We start from the raw sequence: 24,186 nt of genomic DNA, 5'->3' as shown, positions 1-24,186 counted from the left end.
ACCCATGAGCCCCTCAGCAGTTTCCGTTCCGATGCCCTCCGTCCCGCGCCGGCGCAGGACCCCGGCAGACGTGGCGGCCGCGGCCCCCGTGGCCGGCCCCAAGAAGGTGCTGCTGGCGGCCCCGCGCGGCTACTGCGCCGGTGTCGACCGTGCCGTCATTGCCGTGGAAAAGGCGCTGGAGCACTACGGCCCGCCCGTCTACGTGCGCAAGCAGATTGTTCACAACGTCCACGTGGTCAGCTCGCTGGAGGCCAAGGGTGCCATCTTCGTCGAGGAAAACGAGGAGGTTCCCGAGGGTGCGCTGGTGATCTTCTCCGCCCACGGCGTCTCCCCGGCAGTGGTCCAGTCCGCCGAGGACCGGGGCCTGCGCACCATCGATGCCACCTGCCCGCTGGTGACCAAGGTCCACCGCGAGGCCGTGCGTTTTGCCAAGGACGATTTCGACATCCTGCTCATCGGCCACGAGGGCCACGAGGAGGTTGAAGGCACCGCCGGCGAGGCCCCGGAGCACATCCAGATTGTCAACGGTCCGCACGAGGTGGACAAGGTCACCGTGCGCGATCCGGAAAAGGTCATCTGGCTCTCCCAGACCACGTTGAGCGTGGACGAGACCATGGAGACGGTGCGCCTGCTCAAGGACCGGTTCCCCACGCTGCAGGATCCGCCCAGCGACGACATCTGCTACGCCACCACCAACCGCCAGGTGGCCATCAAGAAGATTGCCCCGCAGGCCGATCTGGTGATCGTGGTGGGCTCGGCCAACTCCTCCAACTCCGTCCGGCTGGTGGAGGTGGCGCTGGAATACGGTGCCAAGGCCTCCTACCGGGTGGACTTCGCCAACGAGGTGGACGAGGCCTGGTTTGAGGGCGTAGCCACCGTGGGTGTCACCAGCGGCGCCTCGGTGCCGGAGATCCTGGTCCAGGACGTGCTGCGGCTGCTGGCCGACTACGGCTACGCGGATGTGGCAGAGGTGGTCACGGCCGAGGAGGACCTGCTGTTCTCGCTGCCCAAGGAGCTGCGCGCCACGCTCAAGGCCGCTGGGGATTCCACCCGCGCCCTGGGCGGGCGCGGCACCCGTCCCACCAGCTAGGGCCGCGCCGGCCAACCCTGCCCGGCGCGGACACTGGTGGCCCCTCGGGCCCGGGCTCTAGACTGAGCCATGGACGAGGAGCTTCGCTGCATGGACGCCGTCGGGCAGGCGGATCTGGTCCGGCAGGGCTTGGTCTCGCCGCGGGAGCTGCTGGACGCCGCGCGGGAACGCATCGGGGCCATTGACCCAATCCTCCACTGCATCGTTGGGCATCTCGATGTCCCTGCCATGGAGCCGGACGCCGGCTCGCCGTTCCCGGGAGTCCCCTTCCTGGTCAAGGACCTGGCCCTGGAGATCGCCGGGACTCCGTTCTCCGAGGGGTCGCGATGGTTGCAGGGCAACATTTCCGGCCACGACCAGGAGCTCGTGCGCCGGTACCGCCGTGCGGGCCTGGCCATCCTGGGGAAGACCAATACGCCCGAATTCGGCCTGAGCCCGCATTGCGAACCGGCGCTGCACGGACCCACGCGCAACCCCTGGGATCTGGGCCGCTCAACGAGCGGCTCCAGCGGAGGGTCGGCCGCCGCCGTCGCCGCGGGCATGGTTCCGATGGCCCACGGCAACGACCTGGGCGGCTCGCTGCGCTATCCCGCGGCATGGTGCGGCGTCTTCGGCCTCAAACCGACGCGCGGCCGGGTGCCGATGGGGCCCGAATATGGCGATGTGGCCAGTGGATTCGCCGTCGAACACGCCCTGACGCGAAGCGTGCGCGATTCCGCTGCCTTGCTGGACGCAACGGCCGGTCCATCGCCGGGGGATCCCTACTGGGCGCCACAGCAGCAGCGCCCGTTCCTGCTGGAAGTTGCCGCGCCGCCGGGACGACTGCGCATCGCGGCCACGGCGGCACCGAATGCGGGCCAGGCGGTGCATCCGGATTATGTGCGGGTGTTTGAGGAAACCGTGGAACTGCTGGCGGAGCTGGGCCATGAGGTCAAAGAGGCCCATCCCGAGCCGCTCGACCGGTCCGGACACCATGCCATCAAGGCCGTCTATGCCGGTGCGGCGGCATGGATTGAAGCGTATTGGACGCGCAGGATCGGCCGGCCTCCGAATCCGGGGGAGGTTGAGCCCTACACGGCAGCGGTCTTTGGACGCCCGCGTGCCGTCACCGCTGGGCAGTACCTCGCGGGCCTTGAGGAACTGCAACGGTTCAGCCGGCAGACGGCCGGGTTCTTCGGGGACTTTGACCTCTGGCTGACGCCCACGGTGGGCTGGCCGCCGCTGCCCTTGGGCACCTTGAGCGGGACCGGCGAGGAGCCGCTGCGGGGGGAACGCGAGGCCGGCCGTTTCCTGATGTTCAATGGCGAATACGCCAACATCACGGGCAATCCGGCCATGTCCGTGCCCGTCGGCGTGGATTCGGCGGGACTGCCCGTCGGCATGCATTTCCTGGGCCGGTTTGGCGAAGAAGCAGTGCTCTTCCGGCTGGCCGGCCAGCTTGAACGGGCCCGGCCGTGGGCCGGCCGGAGGCCGGACGCCCTTGCCCGGGCGCTGGAGGCTTCGCCGTGAAGCCGCCCCCGGGCTGCCGCCGCAACTGAAGGAGAAAGCAATGTTCATGGGCGTCTACCACTTCACCGGAGACACGGCAGAACTGCTCGCGGGCCACAGGCGGATGGTGGGGCTGCTGCCGCCCGGCGTTCTGCAGATCCACTTTTGCCTGGCCACCGCGACGGGCATCTCGGTCTACGACACCTGCCCGGACCGCGCAACCTTTGAGCGTTTCAGCCAAGGTCCCGGCTTTGCCGGGCTCGTAGCCAGCGCGGGGATGCCCGCACCCACCTCCGTTCCCTTGGGCGAGGTGGACAGCTACGAATTCCACGTCGCCTAGCGTGCGCCTGGGACGCGGGGCCCGGCCGGCGGCTAGCCTGCCAGATCCCGCACGGCCGACGACGGCGGCATGGACGGCATGGCCGGGCGCACCGGCTCCTCCCACGGCAGCACGGGTTCCTCCCAGGCCAATTCCGGCGCAGCCAGCGACCGCGGGGCCACCTCCACCGTGGCCGGTGCCGCCAGCGAGTCCACATCCATCGAGTTGAGCTTGCGCGCCGTGGGCAGCACCCGGGCCTCCAGCGTGCCCACCAGGGCGTTGTAGCGTTCCACCGAGGACTTGAGCGAGGAGCCCAGCTTGCCCACGTTCTCGCCCAGCGTGCCCAGCCGGGTGTAGAGGGCGCTGGAGAGCTCGAAGAGCTCCTTCGCGCTCTCGGTCAGCACGTCCTGGCGCCAGCTGAACGCCACGGCCTTCAGGATGGCCAGCAGGCTGATGGGGGAGGCCAGCACCACATTGCGGGCCATGGCGTAGTCCAGGAGGGCCGGATCCGCCAGCAGCGCCGAGGAGAGGATGGACTCCACCGGCACAAAACAGATCACCAGCTCGGGGGAGTTGGCCGCCGATTCCCAGTACTTCTTGCTGCCCAGCGTGTCCACATGGGCCTTGAGCGCCTTGGCATGGCCCGCCAACAGCGCCGGGGCGGGGGCGCCGCCGTCGCCGGCCTCCTCATGCGCCTGCAGATAGGCCGACAGCGGCACCTTGGCGTCCAGCACGAGTTCCTTGCCGCCGGGCAGCCGGACCACCATGTCGGGGCGGTACACGGCGTCGGCGGTGCTCAGGTGCACCTGCTCGGAAAAGTCCACATGCGCCAGCATGCCCGCGGCCTCCACCACGCGGCGCAGCTGGACCTCGCCCCACTTGCCGCGGGCGCTGTTGGAGTTCAGTGCGGAGGCCAGCGAGCGGGTGGTCGAGAGCAGCGCGGCGTCGGCGTCCTTGGCATCGCGCAGCTGCTGGGCGAGCTGGCAGTACTGCTCCACGCGGTCGCGCTCCAGCAGGGCCACCTGCCGCTGTACGGCCGTCAGTTTTTCCGAGACCGGGCCCAGGGCCGCCAGCACCGAGGAGTCGGAGGACTGCCGGGCGTTGAGCGTCTGGTTCTGCGTGGCCAGCAGCCTCCGCTCCGCGTTGGCCCCGGCAAGCTGCGCGCTGACCTCGCCCAGCCGGGCGCTGGCATCGTCGAAATCGCCCTCCACCGTGGCCAGCCGGCGGCGGAAATACACGGCGGCTGCCACCGCTCCCGCGACCAGGCCCAACAGGAGCATCAGCAGGGCAAGCAAAATTGAGAATCCGTCCATCCCACCACCTTGGCACGGGGCACCGACAAACACCGTCCGGCCGGGCCGGTGCGGGCAGTGCCACCGGGACTGGGGCCGCAACCGGTGCCCGCTTCCCGGCTCCCACGCCCGGCCGCAGGCGGCCGGTCGCGGATCCTGCCGGTAACGCTTCCCGGCTCCCACGCACGGCCGCAGGCGGCCGGTCGCGGATCCTGCCGGTAAGCTTAGATACCGTGGCTCTTACTATTGGCATCGTCGGACTGCCCAACGTCGGCAAATCAACCCTTTTCAACGCGCTGACCCGCAACAACGTGCTCGCGGCGAACTACCCGTTCGCCACCATCGAGCCCAACGTTGGCGTGGTCAGCCTGCCCGACGCGCGGCTGGGCAAGCTGGCCGAGGTCTTCGGATCCGCCCGCCTGCTTCCGGCAGTGGTGTCCTTCGTGGACATCGCCGGCATCGTCAAGGGCGCCTCCGAGGGTGAGGGCCTGGGCAACAAGTTCCTGGCCAACATCCGCGAGGCCGAGGCCATCGCCCAGGTCATCCGCGTCTTCGACGACCCCGATGTGGTGCACGTGGACGGCAAGGTGGACCCGTCCTCGGACATGGAGACCATCAACACCGAGCTGATCCTGGCCGACCTGCAGACCATCGAAAAGGCCGTCCCGCGCCTGGAGAAGGCCGTCAAGCTCAAGCAGAAGGAGGCCGCCGAACTGGCCGCCGTCCTGAAGGCCCAGGCGGTCCTGGAGCGCGGGGACACCATCTTCGCCTCCGTGCAGACGGACAAGCTGGAGCTGGAGTACCTGCGCGAGCTCTCGCTGCTGACCGCCAAGCCCTTCATCTACGTCTTCAACGTCGACGACTCCGTGCTGGGCAGTCCGGAGCGCCAGGCCGAGCTGCGTGCCCTGGTGGCCCCGGCCGACGCGATCTTCCTGGACGCCAAGCTCGAGGCCGACCTGGTGGAGCTGGACGAGGCCGAGGCCCGCGAAATGCTGGAGATGAACGGCCAGGAGGAGTCCGGCCTGGACCAGCTGGCCCGCGTCGGCTTCCACACCCTAGGCCTGCAGACCTACCTGACCGCCGGTCCCAAGGAGGCCCGCGCCTGGACCATCCGCCAGGGCGACACCGCCCCGCAGGCCGCCGGCGTGATCCACTCCGATTTCCAGCGCGGCTTCATCAAGGCCGAGGTGGTCAGCTTCAGCGACCTCATGGAGGCCGGCTCCATGGCCGAGGCCAAGGCCAAGGGCAAGGTCCGCATCGAAGGCAAGGAATATTTGATGGTCGACGGCGACGTGGTGGAGTTCCGCTTCAACGTCTAGCCTCTGGCGGGAAGAAGTTAAGGCGCAGGTCATTCGCTCGACTGGATTAGCGACAAAAGCAAAGCGACGCACGATGACCTCGGACTCTGGTCCTCGTTTGCGAGTCTGGGAACGGCTCCGGGTTGAGGCTGGACTCATAGAGCAGCACGACGTTCGCGCGTCGCCCGTGCTCGCGCCGGATTCAATTCGGTTTGGTCAGTTGACCGCGCTCGTTGGTTTGCATGGGTCGGGGAAGAGCTATCTGCTGTCTGTGTTGGCAGATGGACTTCCCCGGTGGCAATCCAACATGAACCTTCCCATCGAAAGAGATGGGCATAGCGCTGCTTGAGGGAGAGGACCTTGTTGACCTCACGCGGATAAGACAAGGACGACTCGAGACTCTGCGTGACATTACCGGTCACGAATACCGATCGTTGGAGTACGGTCGCATTGACGGATCGGAAAACGATCTTCCGTTCGTCCGGGGTGTTCGCGATTCACGCAAGATTGATACGTGGTCGATGTGCGCTTCGGAGTTCTGGGTGCACTAGTGTAGTGTCTCAGTTTTGCTTGACGGCTTGGAGCGCAACCCGGCCACGAGCCACTTTTTCCAGGATCGACTCCGCATCCGCGGTCCACACCAAAGGCTTCGGGTCGGCATTGTTCACCTCGATGTATTCCTCGATCTTCGCAATCAAATCAGGCACTGAATGAAAGACCCCACGGCGTAGCGCCTTCTCCGTCAACTCCCTGAACCACCGCTCCACCAGGTTCAACCACGAGGATGAGGTCGGGGTGAAATGCAGGTGGAACCGTGGGTGTTTGGCCAGCCACGCCTTCACGTTCGCATGCTTGTGCGTCGCGTAGTTGTCGATGACCAGGTGGATCTGAAGGCCGGCCGGGACTTCCTTTTCAATGGTTTTCAGGAACACCAGGAATTCATCGTGGCGGTGCTTGGGAACGCAGGAGCCGATGACCTTTCCGGTTGCGACCTCCAGGGCCGCGAAGAGCGTGGTGGTTCCGTTGCGCTTGTAGTCGTGGGTCATCGTCCCGGCCCGCCCCCTGGTCATCGGCAACGACGACGGCTGGGAGCGGTCCAGGGCCTGGATGGAGGTCTTCTCGTCCATGCAGAACACGATCGCGTTCTCCGGTGGGTTCAAATACAGTCCGCACACGTCGATGAGCTTTTCCTCGAACTTCGGGTCCGTGGAGAGTTTGAAGGTCTTCACCAGATGCGGTTTCAACCCGCGGGCAGACCAGATGCGTTGCACCTGCGCCGGGGAGACCCCGGTCTTCGCGGCCATGGTGCGCACCGACCAATGCGTGTGTCCCTCAGGCTTTGAGTTCTGTGTCAGCTCAACGATTTCGTCGATCGTCGACTGCGGGATCACCGGTTTGCGTCCCCGCCCGCCACGCACCTTCCCGAGCTTGGTCAGGCCTTCCTCGGCGAAGCGGGTACGCCAGGAGCGCACCGTGCCCGGGGTGATGCCCACCACCCGGGCGATCCACTCGTTGGCCAGGCCCTCGGCGGCCATCAGCAGAACCTGCGCCCGCTGCACCTCCCGGTGGGAGGCCACCTGGGATGCGGCCAGCGCTTCCAGGACGGTGCGCTGGGCGTCGGTAAGGGCCAGGGCGGGTGCTGGATTCGACATGATCCCAGCCTAAACCCAAAGTCATTAACTATTTTGGAGACACACCACTAGGTGCTGGCGCATCTGCGTACCGCCGATCAATACGAGGTCGTGCTCATCGATGAACCGGAATCGTTTTTGGCGCAGCCCGGTCATCGCGCGTTTATCGATGAGATCGCATGTCTCACGTTGGAATCAGGATGCCAGACGATAATTGCGACGCATTCAGACACGAGGGTTGGTCGTCGTATTCCCTGCGACGCTCGTTGGGCAAGTTACGCCGACTCCGGAAAGGGCGTCATTCATGGAGGTGTCGCAAACGGGGGCACTGCTTCGTGCGCTTGGGCGTGAGCGGTTTACTGTCTCCGCGTTGGTGTTCGTTGAGGATGGCCTGGCATCTCGGATTGTTCAAGCCCTGCTAGGGCGTGTCTCCCAATGCGGCGCTCCAGATGACGACGGCGTGCAGGACGGCCGCTGAGCGGTAGGTGAGGGCCAGTTTGTCGTAGCGGGTGGCCAGGGACCGCCATTGCTTGAGGGTGTTGAAGCTGCGCTCGACCACATTGCGCCGTTTGTAGGCGTCCCTGTCGTATCTGACGGGGCGTCCCCCGGCGGAGCCCTTGCGTTTCCGGTTGGCCTTCTGGTCGTCCTTTTCCGGGATAACGCACTCGATGCCCCGCCCGCGCAGGTACGCCCGGATTGCTTTAGAGGAATAGGCCTTGTCGGCCATGGCCCGGTCCGGGCGGGTGCGGGCCCGGCCGGGACCGGGCCTTTCTACCTTCAGGGCCTCCATGAGGTTCTCAAACATCGGCGAGTCCCCGCCCTGGCCCGGCCCCAGCAGCAGGACCAGGGGACGCATGTTGCCATCCACCAGGGCGTGGATCTTGGTGGTCAGCCCGCCGCGGGACCGGCCGATGGCATGGTCCTCAGGCTCGTCGAGCAGATTCCTGTAATTCGACAGGTCCCCCTGTGTGGCGGGGCAGGTTCGTGCCGTGCTGGTGGGCACGGTTGACCGTGGAGTCGATCGAGACCTCCCAGTTGATCAGCCCGGCCGTGTCCGCGCGGGTCAGCAACGCCGCCAGGACCTTGTCCCAGGTCCCGTTGGCGGCGTTGCGGCGGTGGTGCTTCCACACGGTCTTCCACGACCCGAAATAGGCAGGGAGATCACGCCATGGGATCCCTGCCCGGTAGCGGTAGATGATGCCCTCGGTCATCAGCCGGTGGTCGTTGAAGGGTCGGCCCGGTTTCCCCGACGAATCGGGCATCAACGGGGCAATGGACTCCCACTGGGCATCGGACAACACGGAATAGCGAGAAGGCACCCATCAATCATGCCAAACCGCAAAACCACTGATTAGGAGACACACCCTAGTTCGATACGCGCCGGACAAGGCAGACCTGTTCGATGTCATCGACAGCGGAGGGAAGGATCAAGCACTCCGCGGCGCAGTTGTTGTCAGGCGTTCTCAGCGGCCTAAGGCAGTGGCCGTTCTGGATGCAGATCAGCGGGACGTGGACGAATCTGCGGACGCACTCTACCTGCCCGGCTCTGGTGTTCCGGAGTCTGCTCTGCTCGAAAGTCTCCGGACACGCGAATCGGATGCTGCCGAAAAGCTTCGCGTCCCGGTTTCTGATCTACGTATTGCACTCGAAGCCGCTCGTTTCGTGCCGCACCAACGTGTCTTCTCGGCGATGGGTGCGTCGCCCATGGGATGCTCGGCGAACGAGCTGAGAGACGTCGCTATCGATCTATGGCTGAAGGCGGATGAGATTGCAGGGTCGGCGTGTGCCCTGGTGGAGGCGATGCTCGAGTTGGCCTCCGCAACACGATAACGTCAAATCTTGAGTGAATGCGTGGTGGAGTTCCGCTTCAACGTGCAATTTGGGACGCCGGTGGGTGTGCATCAGATCCGGTTCTCCACTGCCCCTGCAAACCCCGGCAGCTCGTTTCTGTGGTCTGCTGGATAGTTTTCCGAATCTATTTGTTTGTCTACTTTCGTGGACACTCGTCTACTTTTGTGTAAGACTATCCCGTGTCCCGGAGCGCCAAGAGGAGCGAACATGCGCCTGCAAAATCCGTTCGCAGCGGTCAGTACCACCGGCCTCGATTCTCAAGTGCTTACGGTGCTGGCACGAACCGAACAATACCTTTCAGTTCACCAGATCCACCAGCTGCTGCCCGAGGAGGGATCCCCTCAAGGTGTGCGGAAGTCCGTGGTTCGGCTGGTGGAACAAGGTGCAGTCCTGGAACGTGTCACCGGCAGAAGCTATGCCTACGCGTTGAACCTGGACCATTTGCTGGCGGACGCTATTTTGCAAATCGCCAACGCAAAGAGCGAGCTATTTTCCAGGATGACCCAGACCATTTCCGAGTGGCGGATCCAGCCCCTCACTGTAAAGATCTTCGGTTCAGCGGCCCGTAACGAGATGCGGGCAGACAGCGACATCGACCTCCTCATCGTCATGCCAGACTCGGCGACAGAAGACGCTGTAGAAGACTCAGTGGGTCGCCTTGCCGCCCAAACGACCCTGTGGACCGGCAACGACGTGCGCCCCCTCGTTTATCGAAGGTCAGAAGTGCGGCCAGCGAGCATCTTCAACTCGATCCTCGAGGACGGCATCGACATTGCAGGAGACCCGTCCTGGCTTCGCAAACAACTCCGAAGAGATAGGGCACGCGCATGACCCCGAAGAATGCCAACACCAGAACTGTCGCAGCCGACAAAACGATCCAGCAAGGCCGACTTGCCAAAGCCAAACAGTTCCTGCAGGTTGCAGATGACGCCCGGGAACTCTCCGACGGAGAGGACGTCGCGGACGCCTGCGTGACACTATACGTTCACGCCGGAATCGCGGCGGCAGATGCAATCTGTGCTGGCGCACTAGGGAAGCATGCCAAAGGCCAAGACCACCAGGATGCGGTCTCGTTGCTCGCCTCGGTAGACAAGCAGGCTTCCAACTCACTTAGCGTCCTGCTTGGAATGAAGACCCGGGCCGGTTACGGACACGACCCCATCAGCGAGACCAAGCTCGCTCGCGCGGAGCGGGCGGCACGATCTTTGGTTGAGAAGGCATCACTGTAGGCTTTGCCTGGCACAGAGGCACAGGGTGTGCCCTTACCGTCAACGGCTCCAACGCGTATCGTGCGCACCTAATTAGCGAGCTGGCCTGGCTTGATCTCTCTTGAGATTCCTTCCTCCCGACGCCTCGCGGTGGCTCACTGCTCTGATTGTGGTCCAGCAGGTTGCAGACGCCCCCTTTGCCCCGCGGTTCCAGCAGAAGATGACCGACCACCGAACGTGGTGGAGTTCCGCTTCAACGTCTAATCCGACTTCCTGCGAAAACCGCGCCCCGGCTCAGCCGGGGCGCGGTTTTCGCGTTGTAGGCTACGGGCATGAGTGAGCCGACGACGCCGTTGCTTCCGGACGACCGCACCGATCCGCCATTCCTGGCCGGGGACCGCGAGTCCCTGGAGAGCTGGCTGGAGCTGTACCGGGCCACGCTGCCGATCAAGGTGGGCGGGCTGACGCCCGGACAGCTGTGCACCGCTGCCGTTCCGCCGTCGGACCTGACCCTGCTGGGGATCATCCGGCACCTCTCCGAGGTGGAGCGCTACTGGTTCACCAACGTTGTGGCCGGTGAGGACGCCCCCTCGCTCTACGGCGGGGACGATCCCGACGGCGACTTCAACGACCTGGACCCCTCCACCCCCCTGGCGGACCTGGACTGGTTCCATGCGGCCCTGGCCACCGCGCGCGCCCAGGCCGCGGCGGTGGCCGACCTCGACGCGCCGCTGCCGGGACGGCGGCACGGCCAGGCCCTGAACCTGCGGTGGGTCTACACCCACATGGTGGAGGAATACGCCCGGCATCTGGGGCATGCAGACCTGCTCCGCGAGTCCATCGACGGATCCACCGGCTACTGATCCGGGCGGTGCAATGGGCCGTCACAGAGGGTCGGCGAGGTTGCATCTTCATAACAACAACCGCCCGGGCCGCCCTTTTTTACCAGTCGGTAACAAAACTTGATTAGGCTTCTAATTCTGTGAGGCAGCTCACCAGTCGGACAGGCTGGGGTTGCCGGGCCGGGGGGATAGCCCTCTGGTTACCACGTCAAAGCACATACATAGGAGGCGGAATGCGTTTCGCACGTATTTCCAAAGCAGTGGGCGTTGCGGCAATCGCGGCCCTTGCGCTGAGCGCTTGCGCCAGCACATCGGGCAGCGGCAGCACCACGTCCGCTGCCGGCGGCAAAGAGGGTGGCAGCGCCACCGTCGTCGAGACGAACGGCTTCAGCTCGTTCAACGCGAACACCGCCGATGGCAACTCGGACATCAACTCCAAGATTTCGTACGCGACCCACTCCGGCTTCAACTACATTGACAACAACCTCAATGTGGTCAAGAACGAGAAGTTTGGCAAGTACGAGAAGGTCTCCGATGATCCGTTGACCATCAAGTACACCATCAACGACGGCGTCAAGTGGTCCGACGGCGCTCCGGTGGACGCGAACGACCTCATCCTCCAGTGGGCCGCGTACTCCGCCCACTACAATGATGCCAATGCCGACGGCAGCGCGGGCACCAGCTACTTCCAGTACGCCGGTGACAGCACCGGCCTGGGCCTGACCGACTTCCCGGAGATCGGCGACAACGGCAAGTCCGTGACACTGAAGTACTCCAAGCCCTTCGCCGACTGGGAAGTCGCTTTCGGCAGCCTGGTTGAGATCCCCGCCCACGTGGTGGCAAGCAAGACCGGCTTCAAGGATGCGGATGCACTCACCGCCTTCCTCAAGGGTCTGCCCAAGGGCAACCCGGAGGCTCCGGCCGCCGCCAGCCCCGAGCTGAAGAAGGTTGCCGACCTGTGGAACACCGGCTTCGACACCAAGACCATGCCCGACCCGTCGCTGGCGCTGTCCAACGGTGCCTACATGGCCAAGACCATGGAGCCCGAGCAGTCCATGACGCTGGTGAAGAACCCCGACTACAACTGGGGCCCGGCATCGCACCTTGATTCCATTACCGTCCGCTACATTGGCGACGCCTCCGCTGCGATCTCGGCACTGAAGAACGGCGAGGCCGACATCATTGCCCCGCAGCCCTCGGCCGACACGGTCAGCCAGCTCAAGGCCTTGGAGAGCCAGGGCATCACGGTTGACCAGGGCGCCCAGCTGGCGTACGACCACCTGGACCTGAACTTCAGCGGTGTCTTTGCCGACGCCAACGTCCGCGAGGCGTTCATGAAGGTCGTTCCGCGCCACGACATCCTGGACAAGATCATCAAGCCCCTCGATGACAAGGCGAAGGTCCTGGATTCCCAGATCTTCATCCCGCAGCAGGCCGGCTACGAGAACTCCGCGAAGAACAACGGCTCTTCCAAATACGGTGCGGTTGACATCGAGGGCGCCAAGACGCTCCTCAACGGTGCCACCCCCACGGTGCGCATCATGTACAACAAGGACAACCCCAACCGTCTGGACGCCTACACGCTCATTGCCGCCAACGCAGCGAAGGCGGGCTTCAAGCTGGTCGACGGCGGCCTGGGCAAGTCGGACTGGTCCAAGGCGCTCGGAAACGGCACCTACGACGCCACCATCTTCGGCTGGATCAGCTCCGGCGTTGGCGTATCCTCCGTTCCGCAGCTGTTCAAGACCGGTGCAGGCAACAACTTCAACGGCTTCTCCAACCCGGATGCCGACAAGCTGATGGACCAGCTCGTTGTCACCACCGACAAGGCCAAGCAGGACGAGCTGAACACCCAGATCGACAAGATCATCTGGGACTCCAAGTACGGACTGCCGCTGTTCCAGTCGGTGAATGTTGACGCCTACAGCGACAAGATCACCGGCGTGAAGTTCATGTCGAACCAGACCGGTGTTTGGTGGAACTTCTGGGACTGGACCTCTAAGTAGGCCCCGCGCTCTAATGGAGAATCTGGGAAAGCGCTGGGACCGCACAACCGGTCCCAGCGCTTTTCTGGTAAGCACGCCCCGGTGGACCGAAGACCCCCGCCGGGACCGCGCGCCGCGGGCCTGCTCCACCCGCGCCACCTAAAGAAAAGTCTTCACCCGGGACAACCCCGGAAACCGACAATCGAGGTCCTAGAACATGGCGACGTATATCGTCCGGCGGATCGTTACCGCCGTGCTCATCCTGTTGGGCGCATCCTTCCTGGTCTATCTTCTGACAGCGGCGTCTGGAGATCCCCTGGCGGAACTGAGGGCCAGCTCCTCACCCAACAAAGCGCAGCTGATCCAGCAGCGCACAGACTTGCTCAGTCTCAACGTGCCCGCGCCCTTGCGCTACTTCATCTGGCTCAAGGGCGCCGCAGGCTGCCTGGTGCCTTTCGCCAACACCTGCGACCTGGGCAAGAACCTGGCGGGCCAGGCCGTCACCGAGCAGCTCGGTATCGCGATGGTGCAGACGCTTTCCCTGGTCACCGTGGCCGTCATCCTGGCCATCCTGATCGGCGTCACCTTGGGCATTGTCACGGCCCTGCGCCAGTACAGCGCGCTGGACTACGGCGTGACCTTCATGGCCTTCCTCTTCTTCTCGCTGCCGATCTTCTGGGCCGCGGTGCTGTTGAAGGAGTACGGGGCCATTGGCTTCAACAACTTCCTCAAGGACGCCACCATCCCGCTGCCGGTGGTGGTGCTGCTGGCCATTGTGCTGGGGCTGGTTGCCATGGCCATTGCCGGCGGTGCCGCAACGCGCCGCTGGATCGCCTTTGGTGCCACGGTCGTGGCCTCCGCCGTCATCCTTGAACTCCTCTCCATGACGAAGTGGTTCCTGACTCCCGGGCTGGGACTGGTGGTCATAGCGCTCACCGCCGTCGGCTTTGCCTTCGGCATCACCACCCTCAGCGCCGGGCTGAAGAACAAGAAGGCGCTCTATTCAGCCCTGATCACGGCCGGCATCGGCGTGGTCCTCTACTTCCCGATCCAGCCCCTGCTGGCTGCGGCCACTCCCTTGATGATCGTCCTGCTGGCCATTGTGGCAGTGGCGGTTGGCATCCTGGTGGGCCGGCTGATGGGCGGCTACGACCGCGGCCAGAACATGCGCTCCGCCGCGCTGACGGCGTTCCTGGTGGGCGTGCTGATCATGGCGGACAGGTTCATGCAGGCCTGGCCGGCCTACTTCGACAACTCCAAGATCCGGGGCCGTCCGATCCCGACCATCGGTGCCAGCACCCCCAACTTCGACGGGGATTTCTGGACCGGCACGCTGGACCGGATGACCCACCTGCTGCTGCCCACCATCGCCCTGATCCTGATTTCCATTGCCTCCTACACCCGCTACTCGCGCGGATCCATGCTGGAGATCATGAACATGGACTACATCCGCACGGCACGGGCCAAGGGCCTCTCCGAGCGGACGGTGGTGATGCGCCACGCGTTCCGCAACGCGCTGATCCCGCTGGCCACGGTGGTGGCCTTCGACATCGGAGGGTTGATCGGAGGTGCAGTGATCACCGAGAGGGTCTTCTCCTTCAGCGGCATGGGCACCATGTTCGCCCAAGGTTTGCTGTTGGTCGACCCGAACCCCGTGATGGGCTTCTTCGTGGTGGTTGGCATCACCGCCCTGCTGTTCAACCTGATGGCCGACCTGGTCTACTCGGCCCTCGACCCGCGAGTGAAGGTGAAGTAATGACTACCATCGTTTCCCCCGAAACCACACCCCACCTTCCGCCCGAGCAGCCCGGCAACCACGCCGACGAGGTCAGGGGCCTCAGCCAGGGCCAGATCATCCGCAAGCGCTTCTTTGGCCACACCGGCGCCATGGTGGCCATGGTGGTCTTTGCCCTCGTGTTCCTCCTCGTGTTCAGCTCGCAGGGCATCAAGCTCTGGGGCTGGATCAACATCCCGGGCTGGTGGAAGTTCAGCTACGACCAGGTCCTGCCCATCGCCAACGGCGGCGCCCCCACCATCACTGGGCCGTTCGCCTGGGGGGAGCATCCCTTCGGCCAGGACCGCGTGGGCCGGGACATGTTCGCGATGACCATGCGCGGAGCCCAGTTGTCCATCCTCGTGATGTTCACCATCGGCATCATCGGCACGGTGATCGGCGTCGTCGTCGGCGCGCTGGCGGGCTACTTCCGCGGCTGGGTCGAGGCCGTGCTGATGCGCTTCACCGACGTCATCATCATCATCCCGGTGATCGTGCTGGCGGCCGTGATGGGCCGCGTGGCCGGCAACGCCGGCGGCGGCACCACGGTCATCGAGGCCGACGGGAGCGTGGGAGTGGACCGCAGCCTGATGGACACCATCTTCGGCTGGCTACAGCACAACTTTGGCGTGGTGCTGCTGGGCACATTTCTGGGGCTGGTCATCTGGACCGGCCTGGCCCGGCTGGTGCGCGGGGAGTTCCTGTCCCTGCGCGAGCGCGAGTTTGTCGACGCCGCCCGGATTGCGGGTGCTTCGAACGCCCGGATCATCTTCAAGCACATCCTGCCCAACGCGTTCGGCACCATCATTGTCAACACCACGCTGCTGATGTCCTCGGCCATCCTGCTGGAGGCCGGCCTGAGCTACCTGGGCTTCGGTGTGACGGCACCGGACACCTCGCTGGGCCTGCTGGTGAGCAACAACCAGGAGGCGTTCTCCACCCGCCCGTGGTTGTTCTGGTGGCCGGGCCTGTTCATCGTGGTGATCTGCCTGTGCATCAACTTCATCGGCGACGGGCTGCGCGATGCGTTCGACCCGCGGCAGAAGAAGTTCAACTCCAAGAAAGCCAAGCCGGCTCCGAAGGCCTAGACCATGGATCCGCGGAACCTGGCCCATCTAGACGGAGAACGAGGCGGCCACGGCCACGGCCAGCACGACGGCGGCACCCACCAGTGCCCAGTTGCACCTGACGCTGGCCGTGGCGGTCTCGGTCGCCTCCACATTGAGCGTGCCGGCCTCGGCCAGCGCGGCCCAGCGGGTGCGGACCAAATAGGCCGCGGCGCCGGAATCCGAGTTCTTCAGATCGCCGGGGCGCATGGCGCCGCCGGCACCGTAGCTGGAGTATGGCAGGCCCCTGGCGTCGGCGGGCTTGGCCCGGTAGGTGCCCAGCACCCCCGGGGCGGGCGCGGCCCAGGCCGTGAAGGAGCCCTTCACGGTGGCCAGGGTGAGCGCGTACTTGGTGTCCACGTTGATCAGCGCATCCCACGGGATGCTGATGGTGCGCAGCGGATTGCGCAGCACGACGGCGTCGGGCGCCACCACCACTGTCGGAAACCAGAACAGCCAATAGCCAAGAAATGCCAGGCCCAGGGCGAACGGGATGCCGCGCAGCCCGGCCAGGCCACTGGCCAGTGTGGACGCTGCGGCCACGGCCGCCAGCACCCAGAGGAAACCCGCCAGCAGCACGCTGGTGCGGGGCCGGAACACACCGGTCTGGGAAGCGGGCTGGCCAGTGTTTGCGGTATCCATGTCCCCATCGTTTCATCGAATCCATGCCAGTTCACCACCATCGCTGCCACCGGACTGGCCTCGGGCGGAAGGAAATAACCCAAGATGAGCAAGAACCCCGAAGAAAATGAAGACAACGTAGAAATCATCGACGCCGCCCCTCTCCGGGCCCGCCGCCGGGCACCCGTGCTGGAGGTGTCCAACCTGTCCGTCGACTTTGGCGTGGACAAGGCGTGGGTCCCGGCCGCCATCGGCTTGAACTATGAGGTCCGCGCCGGAGAGGTGCTGGCCATCGTCGGCGAGTCGGGCTCGGGCAAGAGCGCCAGCTCCATGGCCATCCTGGGCCTGCTGCCCTCCAACAGCCGCGTCACCGGCTCCGTGAAGCTCAACGGCGAGGAAATCCTTGCCGCCGGCCCGGCCAAGCTGCGCCAGATCCGCGGCAAGGACGTGGCGGTGATCTTCCAGGAGCCCATGACGGCCCTGAACCCGGTGTACACCATCGGTTTCCAGATCATGGAGACCCTGCGCCTGCACAACGCCATTTCCCCGGACGAGGCGCGTGAGCGGGCCATCAAGATGCTCGAGCTGGTGGAACTGCCGGATCCGGAGAAGGCGTTCAAGTCCTACCCGCACCAGCTCTCCGGTGGCCAGCGCCAGCGCGCCATGATTGCCCAGTCGCTCTCCTGCGATCCCAAACTGCTGATCGCCGATGAGCCGACGACGGCGCTGGACGTCACGGTGCAGGCCGAAATCCTTGACCTGATGCGCAACCTGCGCAACAAGCTGGACTCGGCCATCGTGCTGATCACTCATGACATGGGCGTGGTGGCGGACCTCGCGGACCGCATCGCCGTCATGCGCAAGGGCGTCATTGTGGAGACCGGCACGGCGAACGACATCTTCAACCACCCGAAGCACCCCTACACCCAGGCGCTGCTGGCCGCCGTGCCGCACCTGGGCCAGGGCTCGGGCAAGGACGCGGATGTGGATGTCACGGCGGCACTGGCCGCCGTGACGCATGCCGAACTGGCCGGAGTCGGCGCCGTGGAGTTGGCCCAGCGCGAGGCGAAGAACGAGCAGGCGCTGGCCGCAGCGCTGGCCGCGGCCCGCGCCGAGGGCACCAGGGTCCACGGCGCGGCCGTGCTGGAGCTGACCGGCGTCGCCATCGAATACCCCAAGCAGGGGCGGGTTCCGGCGTTCCGGGCCGTGGAGGGCGTCAACCTCACCATCTACCCCGGCCAGGTGGTGGGCCTGGTGGGCGAGTCCGGCTCGGGCAAGACCACCGTGGGACGCGCCGCCGTCGGGCTGTTGCCGGTGGCCGCCGGCACGCTGCACGTGGTGGGCCAGGACATCACCAACGCACACCCGAAGGATCTGCGCGCGCTGCGCCAGAAGGTGGGCATGGTCTTCCAGGACCCGTCCTCCTCACTGAACCCGCGGCTGCCGCTGGGCGAGAGCATCGGTGAGCCGATGTTCCTGGCCAAGGTGGCCAAGGGCGCCGCGCTGCAGAAGCGGATCGAGGAGCTGCTGGACCAGGTGGAGCTGCCGCGCTCCTACCGCAACCGTTACCCGCACGAGCTCTCCGGCGGCCAGAAGCAGCGCGTGGGCATCGCCCGGGCGCTCTCGCTCAAGCCGCAGCTGCTGGTGGCGGACGAGCCCACCTCCGCCCTGGACGTCTCGGTCCAGGCCAAGGTGCTTGACCTGCTCAAGAGCCTGCAGCAGGAGCTGAAGTTCGCCTGCCTGTTCGTCACCCACGACCTGGCCGTGGTGGACTACCTGGCCGACCGCATCGTGGTGATGCAGCGCGGTGCCATCGTGGAGCAGGGCACGCGCGATGAGATCCTGCGCAACCCGCAGGAGGGGTACACGCAGCGCCTGCTGGCCGCCGTGCCGCTGCCGGATCCGGACAAGCAGCGCGAGCGCCGGGAGCTGCGCGAGCAGCTGCTCGCCACGGGCACCGACTAAGGGCAGGGCCGCACCGGCCCTGGAAATACGCACCATCCGCCTGGGCGGGTTCCGGACTTCCGGGACCCGCCACGGGCCGTTGGGCGGCCGGCGGACTGCCTCCAATTTCCGCCGATCCGCTGCATGGACCATCGATTTCACTAAACCGCCGACTGCCGCTAGTGTTCCTTGGATGTGATCCGGGCCACAAGCCTGTGATCGATTTCCCCCGGCGAAAAATCAATTGCCGGGTCTTCCTTGCACAAGAAACAGGAGGCGGAGTGCGTATTTCGCGTATTTCCAAAGCTCTAGGAGTTGCAGCGGCAGTTGCACTGGCCCTGACGGCCTGCGGCGGCAGCAGCAGCACCGGAACCGCTGGCGGTTCCTCAGATTCAAGCAAAGTAATCACGGCGTTCGGCGGCGAGCCGCAGAACCCGCTGCTGCCGGCCAACACCAATGAGGTCTTCGGCGGCCGCGTGATGGACCTGCTCTTCAGTGGACTGGTCAGCTACGACGCGTCGGGCAAGCCGGTGAACGAACTGGCAGACTCGATCTCGAGCACCGATTCGCAGAACTACACCATCAAGATCAAGAGCGGGCACAAGTTCAGCGACGGCTCGCCCATCACGGCCAAGAACTTCGTGGACGCCTGGAACTTCGGTGCCTTGAGCACCAACGCCCAGCTGAACTCCTACTTCTTCGAGTCCATCGAAGGCTATGACGCGGTCAGTGCCATGGCGGCAGACGGCAAGACGGCGGCACCCACCGCGGCGACCATGTCCGGACTGAAGCTGGTTGACGACACGACGTTCACGGTCAAGCTCAACCAGGCCGAGTCCGACTGGACGCTGCGCCTGGGCTACACGGCGTTCTTCCCGCTGCCGGACGCCGCGATCAAGGACCCCAAGGCGTACGGCGAGAAGCCCGTTGGCGACGGTCCGTACCTGCTCAAGGACTGGCAGCACAACACGCAGCTGGACCTGGTGCCGAACCCGAACTACGAGGGTCCGCGCAAGGCGAAGAATGCCGGCGTGACCTTCAAGATCTACACCACCCCGGATGCGGCCTACCAGGACCTGTTGGCCGACAACCTGGACGTACTGGACGGCATTCCGGCCAGCAGCATCAAGTCCTTCCAGCAGGATCTGGGCGATCGCAGCATCGTCAAGGCCTATGCGGGCAACTCCACGCTGACCATCCCCAGCTACCTGCCCGCTTTCCAGGGTGAGGCGGGGCAGCTGCGCCGCCAGGCCATCTCCAAGTCCATTGACCGCGACCTGATCATCGACAAGATCTTCAACAACACGAAGAAGGCGGCCAAGGACTTCACCGCTCCGGTCATCGAGGGCTACAGCGCCGATATCCCGGGGTCGGATGTGCTCACGTACGACGCGGCCGCTGCCAAGAAGCTCTGGGACCAGGCGAACGCCATCACCCCGTGGGATGGTTCGACCTTCACCCTGGCCTACAACGTCGACGGCGCCGGAAACAAGGAATGGGTTGACGCTGCAGCCAACCAGATCAAGAACGCACTGGGCATCAATGCCGAGGGCAAGCCGTACTCGACCTTCAAGGAACTGCGCAACGACGTCAAGAAGAAGTCGCTGACCGGGGCATCTCGCGCCGGCTGGCAGGGTGACTACCCGTCGCTGTACAACTTCCTCGGCCCACTGTACGCCACGGGTGCTGGTTCGAACGACGGCGACTACACGAGCCCCGCGTTCGACGCCGCGCTGAAGTCCGGCCTGGCCGCCGGCAGTGCCGCGGACGGCACCAAGGTCCTCAACCAGGCCCAGGAGATCCTGTTCAAGGATCTGCCGGTGATCCCGCTCTGGTATGCCTCCCAGACGGGTGGCTGGAGCAACAACGTCAGCGGAGTCGACTTCGGCTGGAATGGTGTCCCGCTCTACTACAACATCGCGGGCAAATAACCATGTAACGGGCGGCAATGGGGTCCGGCCACCGCCAGGCCCCCTTGCCGTCCGTATTTGTACATTGCCAAAAGGGTGTTTATGCATACCCCTTTTGGTTACACCGATTCCAAAAGGATCCTGTAATGCAAAGGTTTATCCTCCGGCGTGCGCTCCATGTTATTCCCGTATTTTTCGGGGCCACGTTGCTTGTCTATTTTCTGGTTTTCTCCATGTCGGGCAGTCCGATCGACGCCTTGTCCGGCGGAAAACCCATCAGCCCCGCCGTCGCGGCCCAGCTGACGGCCCAATACCATTTGGACCAGCCGTTCGTCGTCCAGTACGGCATCTACCTGAAGAACCTGCTGACGTTCGATCTGGGCACCAGCTTCTCCGGCCGTCCGATCGCCGCGGTCCTGAGCCAGGCCTTCCCCGTCACGGCCCGGCTGGCCGTGCTGGCCTTGGCCATTGAGGCAGTCTTCGGTGTCACCTTCGGCGTCATCGCCGGACTGCGCAAGGGGAAGCTCTTTGATGGCTCAGTGCTCATTGCCTCTCTGGTGGTCATTGCCATCCCCGTTTTTGTTCTCGGGTTCTTGCTGCAGTTTGTGGTTGGCGTGAAGCTCGGCTGGGCCAAGCCCACGGTCGGCAGCGCCGCCGACTGGGGCGATTTGCTGCTTCCCGCCATCGTGCTGGGGCTCGTTTCGTTCGCCTACGTCCTGCGGCTGACCCGCACCAGCGTGCTGGAAAACATGAATGCCGACTACGTGCGCACGGCCACGGCCAAGGGCCTCTCGCGGCCCCGGGTCATCATCGTGCACATTCTGCGGAACTCCATGATCCCCGTCGTCACTTTTCTGGGTGCCGACCTCGGCGGCCTGATGGGCGGGGCCATTGTCACAGAGGGCATCTTCAACGTTCCCGGTGTGGGCAATACGCTTTACAAGGCGGTGCTTGCCGGCGAGGGACCGATGGTGGTTTCCATCGTCAGCGTCCTTGTTCTGGTGTTTGTCCTCGCAAATTTGTTGGTTGACCTGCTTTATGCCTGGCTAGACCCAAGGATTCGTTATGCCTGAGAAAATCCAAAACACCTATGTGATTGAACATTTCGTCGCAGACATTAGTGCGACGCCGCTGCACGGCACTGACCAGCTCAACGAACAGGCTGCACCGCTGAGCCTATGGGCGGAGGCGTGGCGGAACCTCCGCCGCCAGCCCCTCTTTGTGGTTTCCGCATTGCTGATCCTGCTCGTCGTCGTGGTCGCCTTCCTGCCGGGTCTGTTTGCCCAGGCCTCGCCCACGGAGTGCGACCTCATCAACTCCAACGCCGGTCCGGCCAGCGGCCATCCGCTCGGGTTCACCCTGCAGGGCTGCGACGTCTATTCGAGGCTGATCCACGGAACCCAGGCCTCGCTGACCGTTGGCGTGTTCTCCACCCTGGGCGTCCTGCTCATTGGCGGCACCGCCGGTGCCGTGGCCGGCTTCTACGGCGGCTGGATTGATTCGGTGCTGGCCCGCATCGGTGACATCTTTTTCGCCTTGCCGCTGATCCTGGGCGCCATCGTGATCAATTCACTGCCGGCCATCCGCGAGAACCGCAGCGTCTGGACGGTCGTCATCACGCTGGTGGTCCTGGGCTGGCCCCAGATTGCCCGCATTACCCGCGGGGCAGTCATTGAGGTCCGCAATGCGGACTTCGTGGTGGCGGCCCGGTCCCTGGGCGTGTCCCGGGGCAAGGTGCTGCTCACCCACGTCATCCCGAACTCGCTGTCACCGGTCATTGTCATTGCCACGGTTTCGCTGGGCATTTACATCGTGGCGGAGGCGACCATGTCCTTCCTGGGCATCGGCCTGCCGGGCTCCGTGATGTCGTGGGGCAACGATATCGCCGCGGCGCAGAGCTCACTGCGCAACAATCCGTCGACGCTTTTATGGCCAGCCTTGGCCCTGTCGATCACCGTACTGAGTTTCATCATGCTGGGCGATGCCGTGCGTGATGCTCTTGACCCGAAGGCCCGTAAACGATGAGCGAAGATACCCTCCTAACCCCGGTTCGCATCTCCGCCACGGATGGCGGTGCACCGCGTCCGCTGCTGGAGATCCGCGACCTGGCCATCACCTTCAGCACCGCATCCGGCGACGTTGCCGCCGTGCGGAACGCCAACCTGACCATCATACCCGGTGAAACCGTGGCGATCGTGGGCGAATCCGGCTCCGGAAAATCGACGACGGCGTTGGCCGCCATTGGGCTGCTGCCCGCCAACGGGCGTGTCAGCGGCGGCCAGATCCTGTTCGACGGCGAGGACCTGGCCCAGGCCAACAGCAAACGCATCGTGGAACTGCGGGGCCGGTCCATCGGCATGGTGCCGCAGGATCCCATGTCCAATCTGAATCCGGTGTGGAAAATCGGCTACCAGGTCAAGGAAACGCTCAAGGCCAACAACCTCGCCCGCAAGGACATCGATGCGCAGGTGGCCGAGGTGCTGGCCGACGCCGGGCTGCCCGACGCCGCCCGCCGGGCGAAGCAGTATCCGCACGAGTTTTCCGGCGGCATGCGCCAGCGGGCTCTGATCGCCATCGGGCTCTCCTGCAGCCCCCGGCTCCTGATCGCCGACGAACCGACGTCGGCGCTGGACGTGACGGTGCAGCGCCAGATCCTGGACCACCTGGACGCGATGACGGCCGAGCTGGGCACCGCCGTCCTGCTGATCACCCACGATCTGGGCCTCGCGGCCGAACGCGCCGAAAAGGTCGTCGTGATGTACAAGGGAGCGGTGGTGGAGTCCGGCCCGGCGCTGGAGATCCTGCGCAATCCGCGCCACCCGTACACCCAGCGCCTGGTGGCCTCCGCGCCGTCCCTGGCCTCGAAGCGGATCCAGTCGGCGAAGGCCGTGGGACGGGAGTCGGCCGAGGTGTTGGCGCCGTCGGCGGCCGTGGCGGCCGCCACCGATGACATCATCCAGGTCAAGAACCTCACCAAGGTGTACACGCTGCGCGGCGGGCTCAGGGGGACCTCGGAGTTCAAGGCCGTGGACGATGTCTCCTTCACCATCAAGCGCGGCACCACCGTGGCAGTGGTGGGGGAGTCCGGTTCGGGCAAATCCACAGTGGCCAAGATGGTGCTGAACCTGGAGAAGCCCACGGGGGGAAACATCATTTTTGATGGCGTGGATCTGACGGCCCTGGACAAGAAGTCCCTGTTCAACTTCCGCCGGCGGGTGCAGCCGATCTTCCAGGACCCCTACGGGTCCCTGGATCCGATGTACAACATCTTTAGGACCATCGAGGAGCCGCTGCGGGTCCATGGGATCGGGGACAGGAAAAGCCGGGAGGCAAAGGTCCGCCTGCTCCTGGACCAGGTGGCGCTGCCCGCCTCTTCCATGGCGCGCTTCCCCAATGAACTCTCCGGCGGCCAGCGCCAGCGGGTTGCCATTGCCCGGGCGCTGGCCCTGGACCCGGAGGTGGTGATCTGCGATGAAGCCGTCTCGGCCCTTGACGTGCTGGTCCAGGCGCAGATTTTGAACCTGCTGGCGGATCTGCAGGCCGAGCTCGGGCTGACGTACATGTTCATCACGCACGACCTTGCCGTGGTGCGCCAGATTGCCGACCATGTCTGCGTCATGGAGACGGGCAAGATCGTGGAGACCGGCAGCACCGATGAGGTGTTCAACGCCCCGGCCAAGCAGTACACGCGCGATCTGCTCGACGCCATCCCGGGTTCCCGGCTGGAGCTTGCTTCGGACGCCGCCTAGGAGCCCGCTGCCGCCCGGGCCGCCGGACAGGCACCATCCGCTGGGCGGGTTCCGGACCTCCGGGGCCCGCCCGGCGCC

General features: G+C 64.9%; 20 protein-coding genes. 16 read left to right on the top strand and 4 right to left on the bottom strand.

All coding sequences use genetic code 11. The annotated features are described in order from the left end of the window. Positions 1-4 precede the first annotated feature (4 nt). The 3 genes from ACQCSX_RS09960 to ACQCSX_RS09950 all read left to right on the top strand — a co-directional run bounded on the left by ACQCSX_RS09960 (position 5) and on the right by ACQCSX_RS09950 (position 2,918). A complete protein-coding gene (locus tag ACQCSX_RS09960; protein WP_427018824.1) occupies positions 5-1,090 on the top strand; it encodes a 4-hydroxy-3-methylbut-2-enyl diphosphate reductase in 1,086 nt (361 codons plus the stop codon). A gap of 69 nt (positions 1,091-1,159) precedes the next feature. Beyond that, positions 1,160-2,599 carry an amidase gene (locus tag ACQCSX_RS09955; protein WP_427018823.1) on the top strand — a complete coding sequence of 480 codons (1,440 nt, stop codon included), beginning with the start codon at positions 1,160-1,162 and terminating at the stop codon, positions 2,597-2,599. A 40-nt stretch (positions 2,600-2,639) separates the two neighbouring features. Further along, on the top strand, positions 2,640-2,918 hold the full coding sequence (locus ACQCSX_RS09950) for a hypothetical protein (protein ID WP_427018822.1): 279 nt from the start codon (positions 2,640-2,642) through the stop codon (positions 2,916-2,918). 32 nt (positions 2,919-2,950) lie between these two features. Here the strand turns inward: ACQCSX_RS09950 and ACQCSX_RS09945 are convergent, their stop codons facing one another. Next, the gene (locus ACQCSX_RS09945) at positions 2,951-4,210 is read right to left on the bottom strand and encodes a DNA recombination protein RmuC (protein WP_427018821.1); all 1,260 of its coding nucleotides are present in this window, start codon (positions 4,208-4,210) and stop codon (positions 2,951-2,953) included. Positions 4,211-4,422: 212 nt separating this feature from the next. Here ACQCSX_RS09945 and ychF point away from each other — a divergent pair, with 212 nt between their 5' ends. Further along, complete coding sequence (gene ychF / locus ACQCSX_RS09940) at positions 4,423-5,508, top strand: redox-regulated ATPase YchF (RefSeq protein WP_427018820.1); 1,086 nt, start codon at positions 4,423-4,425, stop codon at positions 5,506-5,508. Between the two features lie 539 nt (positions 5,509-6,047). Here the strand turns inward: ychF and ACQCSX_RS09935 are convergent. Further along, positions 6,048-7,139: an IS630 family transposase gene (locus ACQCSX_RS09935; RefSeq protein WP_427018819.1), complete on the bottom strand. Its 1,092-nt coding sequence runs from the start codon at positions 7,137-7,139 to the stop codon at positions 6,048-6,050. Between the two features lie 397 nt (positions 7,140-7,536). After that, positions 7,537-8,380 (bottom strand): IS5 family transposase gene (locus ACQCSX_RS09930; protein WP_427018933.1). Its coding sequence is split into 2 segments (ribosomal slippage): positions 7,537-8,073 and positions 8,075-8,380, totalling 843 coding nucleotides; the frame shifts between segments, so codons are not numbered across the junction. Between the two features lie 217 nt (positions 8,381-8,597). On the opposite strand from ACQCSX_RS09930, the gene ACQCSX_RS09925 reads away from it, so the two are divergent. The 7 genes from ACQCSX_RS09925 (at position 8,598) to ACQCSX_RS09895 (ending at position 15,866) form a co-directional block, all read left to right on the top strand. Further along, positions 8,598-8,948 (top strand): hypothetical protein, encoded by a 351-nt coding sequence (locus ACQCSX_RS09925; protein WP_427018818.1) that lies wholly within the window; start codon positions 8,598-8,600, stop codon positions 8,946-8,948. A gap of 228 nt (positions 8,949-9,176) precedes the next feature. Beyond that, positions 9,177-9,800 (top strand): nucleotidyltransferase domain-containing protein, encoded by a 624-nt coding sequence (locus ACQCSX_RS09920; protein WP_427018817.1) that lies wholly within the window; start codon positions 9,177-9,179, stop codon positions 9,798-9,800. Further along, on the top strand, positions 9,797-10,198 hold the full coding sequence (locus ACQCSX_RS09915) for a hypothetical protein (protein WP_427018816.1): 402 nt from the start codon (positions 9,797-9,799) through the stop codon (positions 10,196-10,198). Before ACQCSX_RS09920 ends, ACQCSX_RS09915 begins: the two co-directional genes overlap by 4 nt. A gap of 311 nt (positions 10,199-10,509) precedes the next feature. Further along, positions 10,510-11,040 (top strand): DinB family protein, encoded by a 531-nt coding sequence (locus ACQCSX_RS09910; protein WP_427018815.1) that lies wholly within the window; start codon positions 10,510-10,512, stop codon positions 11,038-11,040. A 212-nt stretch (positions 11,041-11,252) separates the two neighbouring features. Then, a complete protein-coding gene (locus tag ACQCSX_RS09905) occupies positions 11,253-13,025 on the top strand; it encodes an ABC transporter family substrate-binding protein (protein ID WP_427018814.1) in 1,773 nt (590 codons plus the stop codon). 196 nt (positions 13,026-13,221) lie between these two features. Next, positions 13,222-14,760, top strand: a complete 1,539-nt coding sequence (locus ACQCSX_RS09900; protein ID WP_427018813.1) for an ABC transporter permease — start codon at positions 13,222-13,224, stop codon at positions 14,758-14,760. Next, on the top strand, positions 14,760-15,866 hold the full coding sequence (locus ACQCSX_RS09895; RefSeq protein WP_427018812.1) for an ABC transporter permease: 1,107 nt from the start codon (positions 14,760-14,762) through the stop codon (positions 15,864-15,866). Before ACQCSX_RS09900 ends, ACQCSX_RS09895 begins: the two co-directional genes overlap by 1 nt. A 27-nt stretch (positions 15,867-15,893) precedes the next feature. On the opposite strand, the gene ACQCSX_RS09890 is transcribed toward ACQCSX_RS09895, so the two are convergent. After that, the gene (locus ACQCSX_RS09890; protein ID WP_427018811.1) at positions 15,894-16,526 is read right to left on the bottom strand and encodes a PH domain-containing protein; all 633 of its coding nucleotides are present in this window, start codon (positions 16,524-16,526) and stop codon (positions 15,894-15,896) included. Positions 16,527-16,610: 84 nt separating this feature from the next. On the opposite strand from ACQCSX_RS09890, the gene ACQCSX_RS09885 reads away from it, so the two are divergent. From ACQCSX_RS09885 to ACQCSX_RS09865, 5 genes are all read left to right on the top strand, one after another. Beyond that, the gene (locus ACQCSX_RS09885) at positions 16,611-18,470 is read left to right on the top strand and encodes an ABC transporter ATP-binding protein (protein WP_427018810.1); all 1,860 of its coding nucleotides are present in this window, start codon (positions 16,611-16,613) and stop codon (positions 18,468-18,470) included. Between the two features lie 260 nt (positions 18,471-18,730). Further along, the gene (locus ACQCSX_RS09880) at positions 18,731-20,380 is read left to right on the top strand and encodes a peptide ABC transporter substrate-binding protein (RefSeq protein ID WP_427018809.1); all 1,650 of its coding nucleotides are present in this window, start codon (positions 18,731-18,733) and stop codon (positions 20,378-20,380) included. Between the two features lie 125 nt (positions 20,381-20,505). Continuing rightward, a complete protein-coding gene (locus tag ACQCSX_RS09875) occupies positions 20,506-21,432 on the top strand; it encodes an ABC transporter permease (protein WP_427018808.1) in 927 nt (308 codons plus the stop codon). Further along, positions 21,425-22,384, top strand: coding sequence for an ABC transporter permease (locus ACQCSX_RS09870; protein WP_427018807.1), 960 nt, complete (start codon positions 21,425-21,427; stop codon positions 22,382-22,384). Before ACQCSX_RS09875 ends, ACQCSX_RS09870 begins: the two co-directional genes overlap by 8 nt. Beyond that, complete coding sequence (locus ACQCSX_RS09865; RefSeq protein ID WP_427018806.1) at positions 22,381-24,108, top strand: dipeptide ABC transporter ATP-binding protein; 1,728 nt, start codon at positions 22,381-22,383, stop codon at positions 24,106-24,108. The genes ACQCSX_RS09870 and ACQCSX_RS09865 overlap by 4 nt, the downstream gene beginning before the upstream one ends. The last annotated feature ends 78 nt before the right edge of the window (positions 24,109-24,186 follow it).

The sequence above is a fragment of the Pseudarthrobacter sp. P1 genome, assembly GCF_050156935.1.
Classification (GTDB): Bacteria; Actinomycetota; Actinomycetes; order Actinomycetales; family Micrococcaceae; genus Specibacter.
This window is presented reverse-complemented; position numbering and strand designations above follow the sequence as displayed.

Coding starts and splice junctions, on each gene's coding strand:
- ACQCSX_RS09960 (WP_427018824.1), top strand. CDS start 5: ATGAGCCCCTCAGCAGTTTCCGTTCCGATGCCCTCCGTCCCGCGCCGG.
- ACQCSX_RS09955 (WP_427018823.1), top strand. CDS start 1,160: ATGGACGAGGAGCTTCGCTGCATGGACGCCGTCGGGCAGGCGGATCTG.
- ACQCSX_RS09950 (WP_427018822.1), top strand. CDS start 2,640: ATGTTCATGGGCGTCTACCACTTCACCGGAGACACGGCAGAACTGCTC.
- ACQCSX_RS09945 (WP_427018821.1), bottom strand. CDS start 4,210: ATGGACGGATTCTCAATTTTGCTTGCCCTGCTGATGCTCCTGTTGGGC.
- ACQCSX_RS09935 (WP_427018819.1), bottom strand. CDS start 7,139: ATGTCGAATCCAGCACCCGCCCTGGCCCTTACCGACGCCCAGCGCACC.
- ACQCSX_RS09920 (WP_427018817.1), top strand. CDS start 9,177: ATGCGCCTGCAAAATCCGTTCGCAGCGGTCAGTACCACCGGCCTCGAT.
- ACQCSX_RS09915 (WP_427018816.1), top strand. CDS start 9,797: ATGACCCCGAAGAATGCCAACACCAGAACTGTCGCAGCCGACAAAACG.
- ACQCSX_RS09910 (WP_427018815.1), top strand. CDS start 10,510: ATGAGTGAGCCGACGACGCCGTTGCTTCCGGACGACCGCACCGATCCG.
- ACQCSX_RS09905 (WP_427018814.1), top strand. CDS start 11,253: ATGCGTTTCGCACGTATTTCCAAAGCAGTGGGCGTTGCGGCAATCGCG.
- ACQCSX_RS09900 (WP_427018813.1), top strand. CDS start 13,222: ATGGCGACGTATATCGTCCGGCGGATCGTTACCGCCGTGCTCATCCTG.
- ACQCSX_RS09895 (WP_427018812.1), top strand. CDS start 14,760: ATGACTACCATCGTTTCCCCCGAAACCACACCCCACCTTCCGCCCGAG.
- ACQCSX_RS09890 (WP_427018811.1), bottom strand. CDS start 16,526: ATGGATACCGCAAACACTGGCCAGCCCGCTTCCCAGACCGGTGTGTTC.
- ACQCSX_RS09885 (WP_427018810.1), top strand. CDS start 16,611: ATGAGCAAGAACCCCGAAGAAAATGAAGACAACGTAGAAATCATCGAC.
- ACQCSX_RS09875 (WP_427018808.1), top strand. CDS start 20,506: ATGCAAAGGTTTATCCTCCGGCGTGCGCTCCATGTTATTCCCGTATTT.
- ACQCSX_RS09870 (WP_427018807.1), top strand. CDS start 21,425: ATGCCTGAGAAAATCCAAAACACCTATGTGATTGAACATTTCGTCGCA.
- ACQCSX_RS09865 (WP_427018806.1), top strand. CDS start 22,381: ATGAGCGAAGATACCCTCCTAACCCCGGTTCGCATCTCCGCCACGGAT.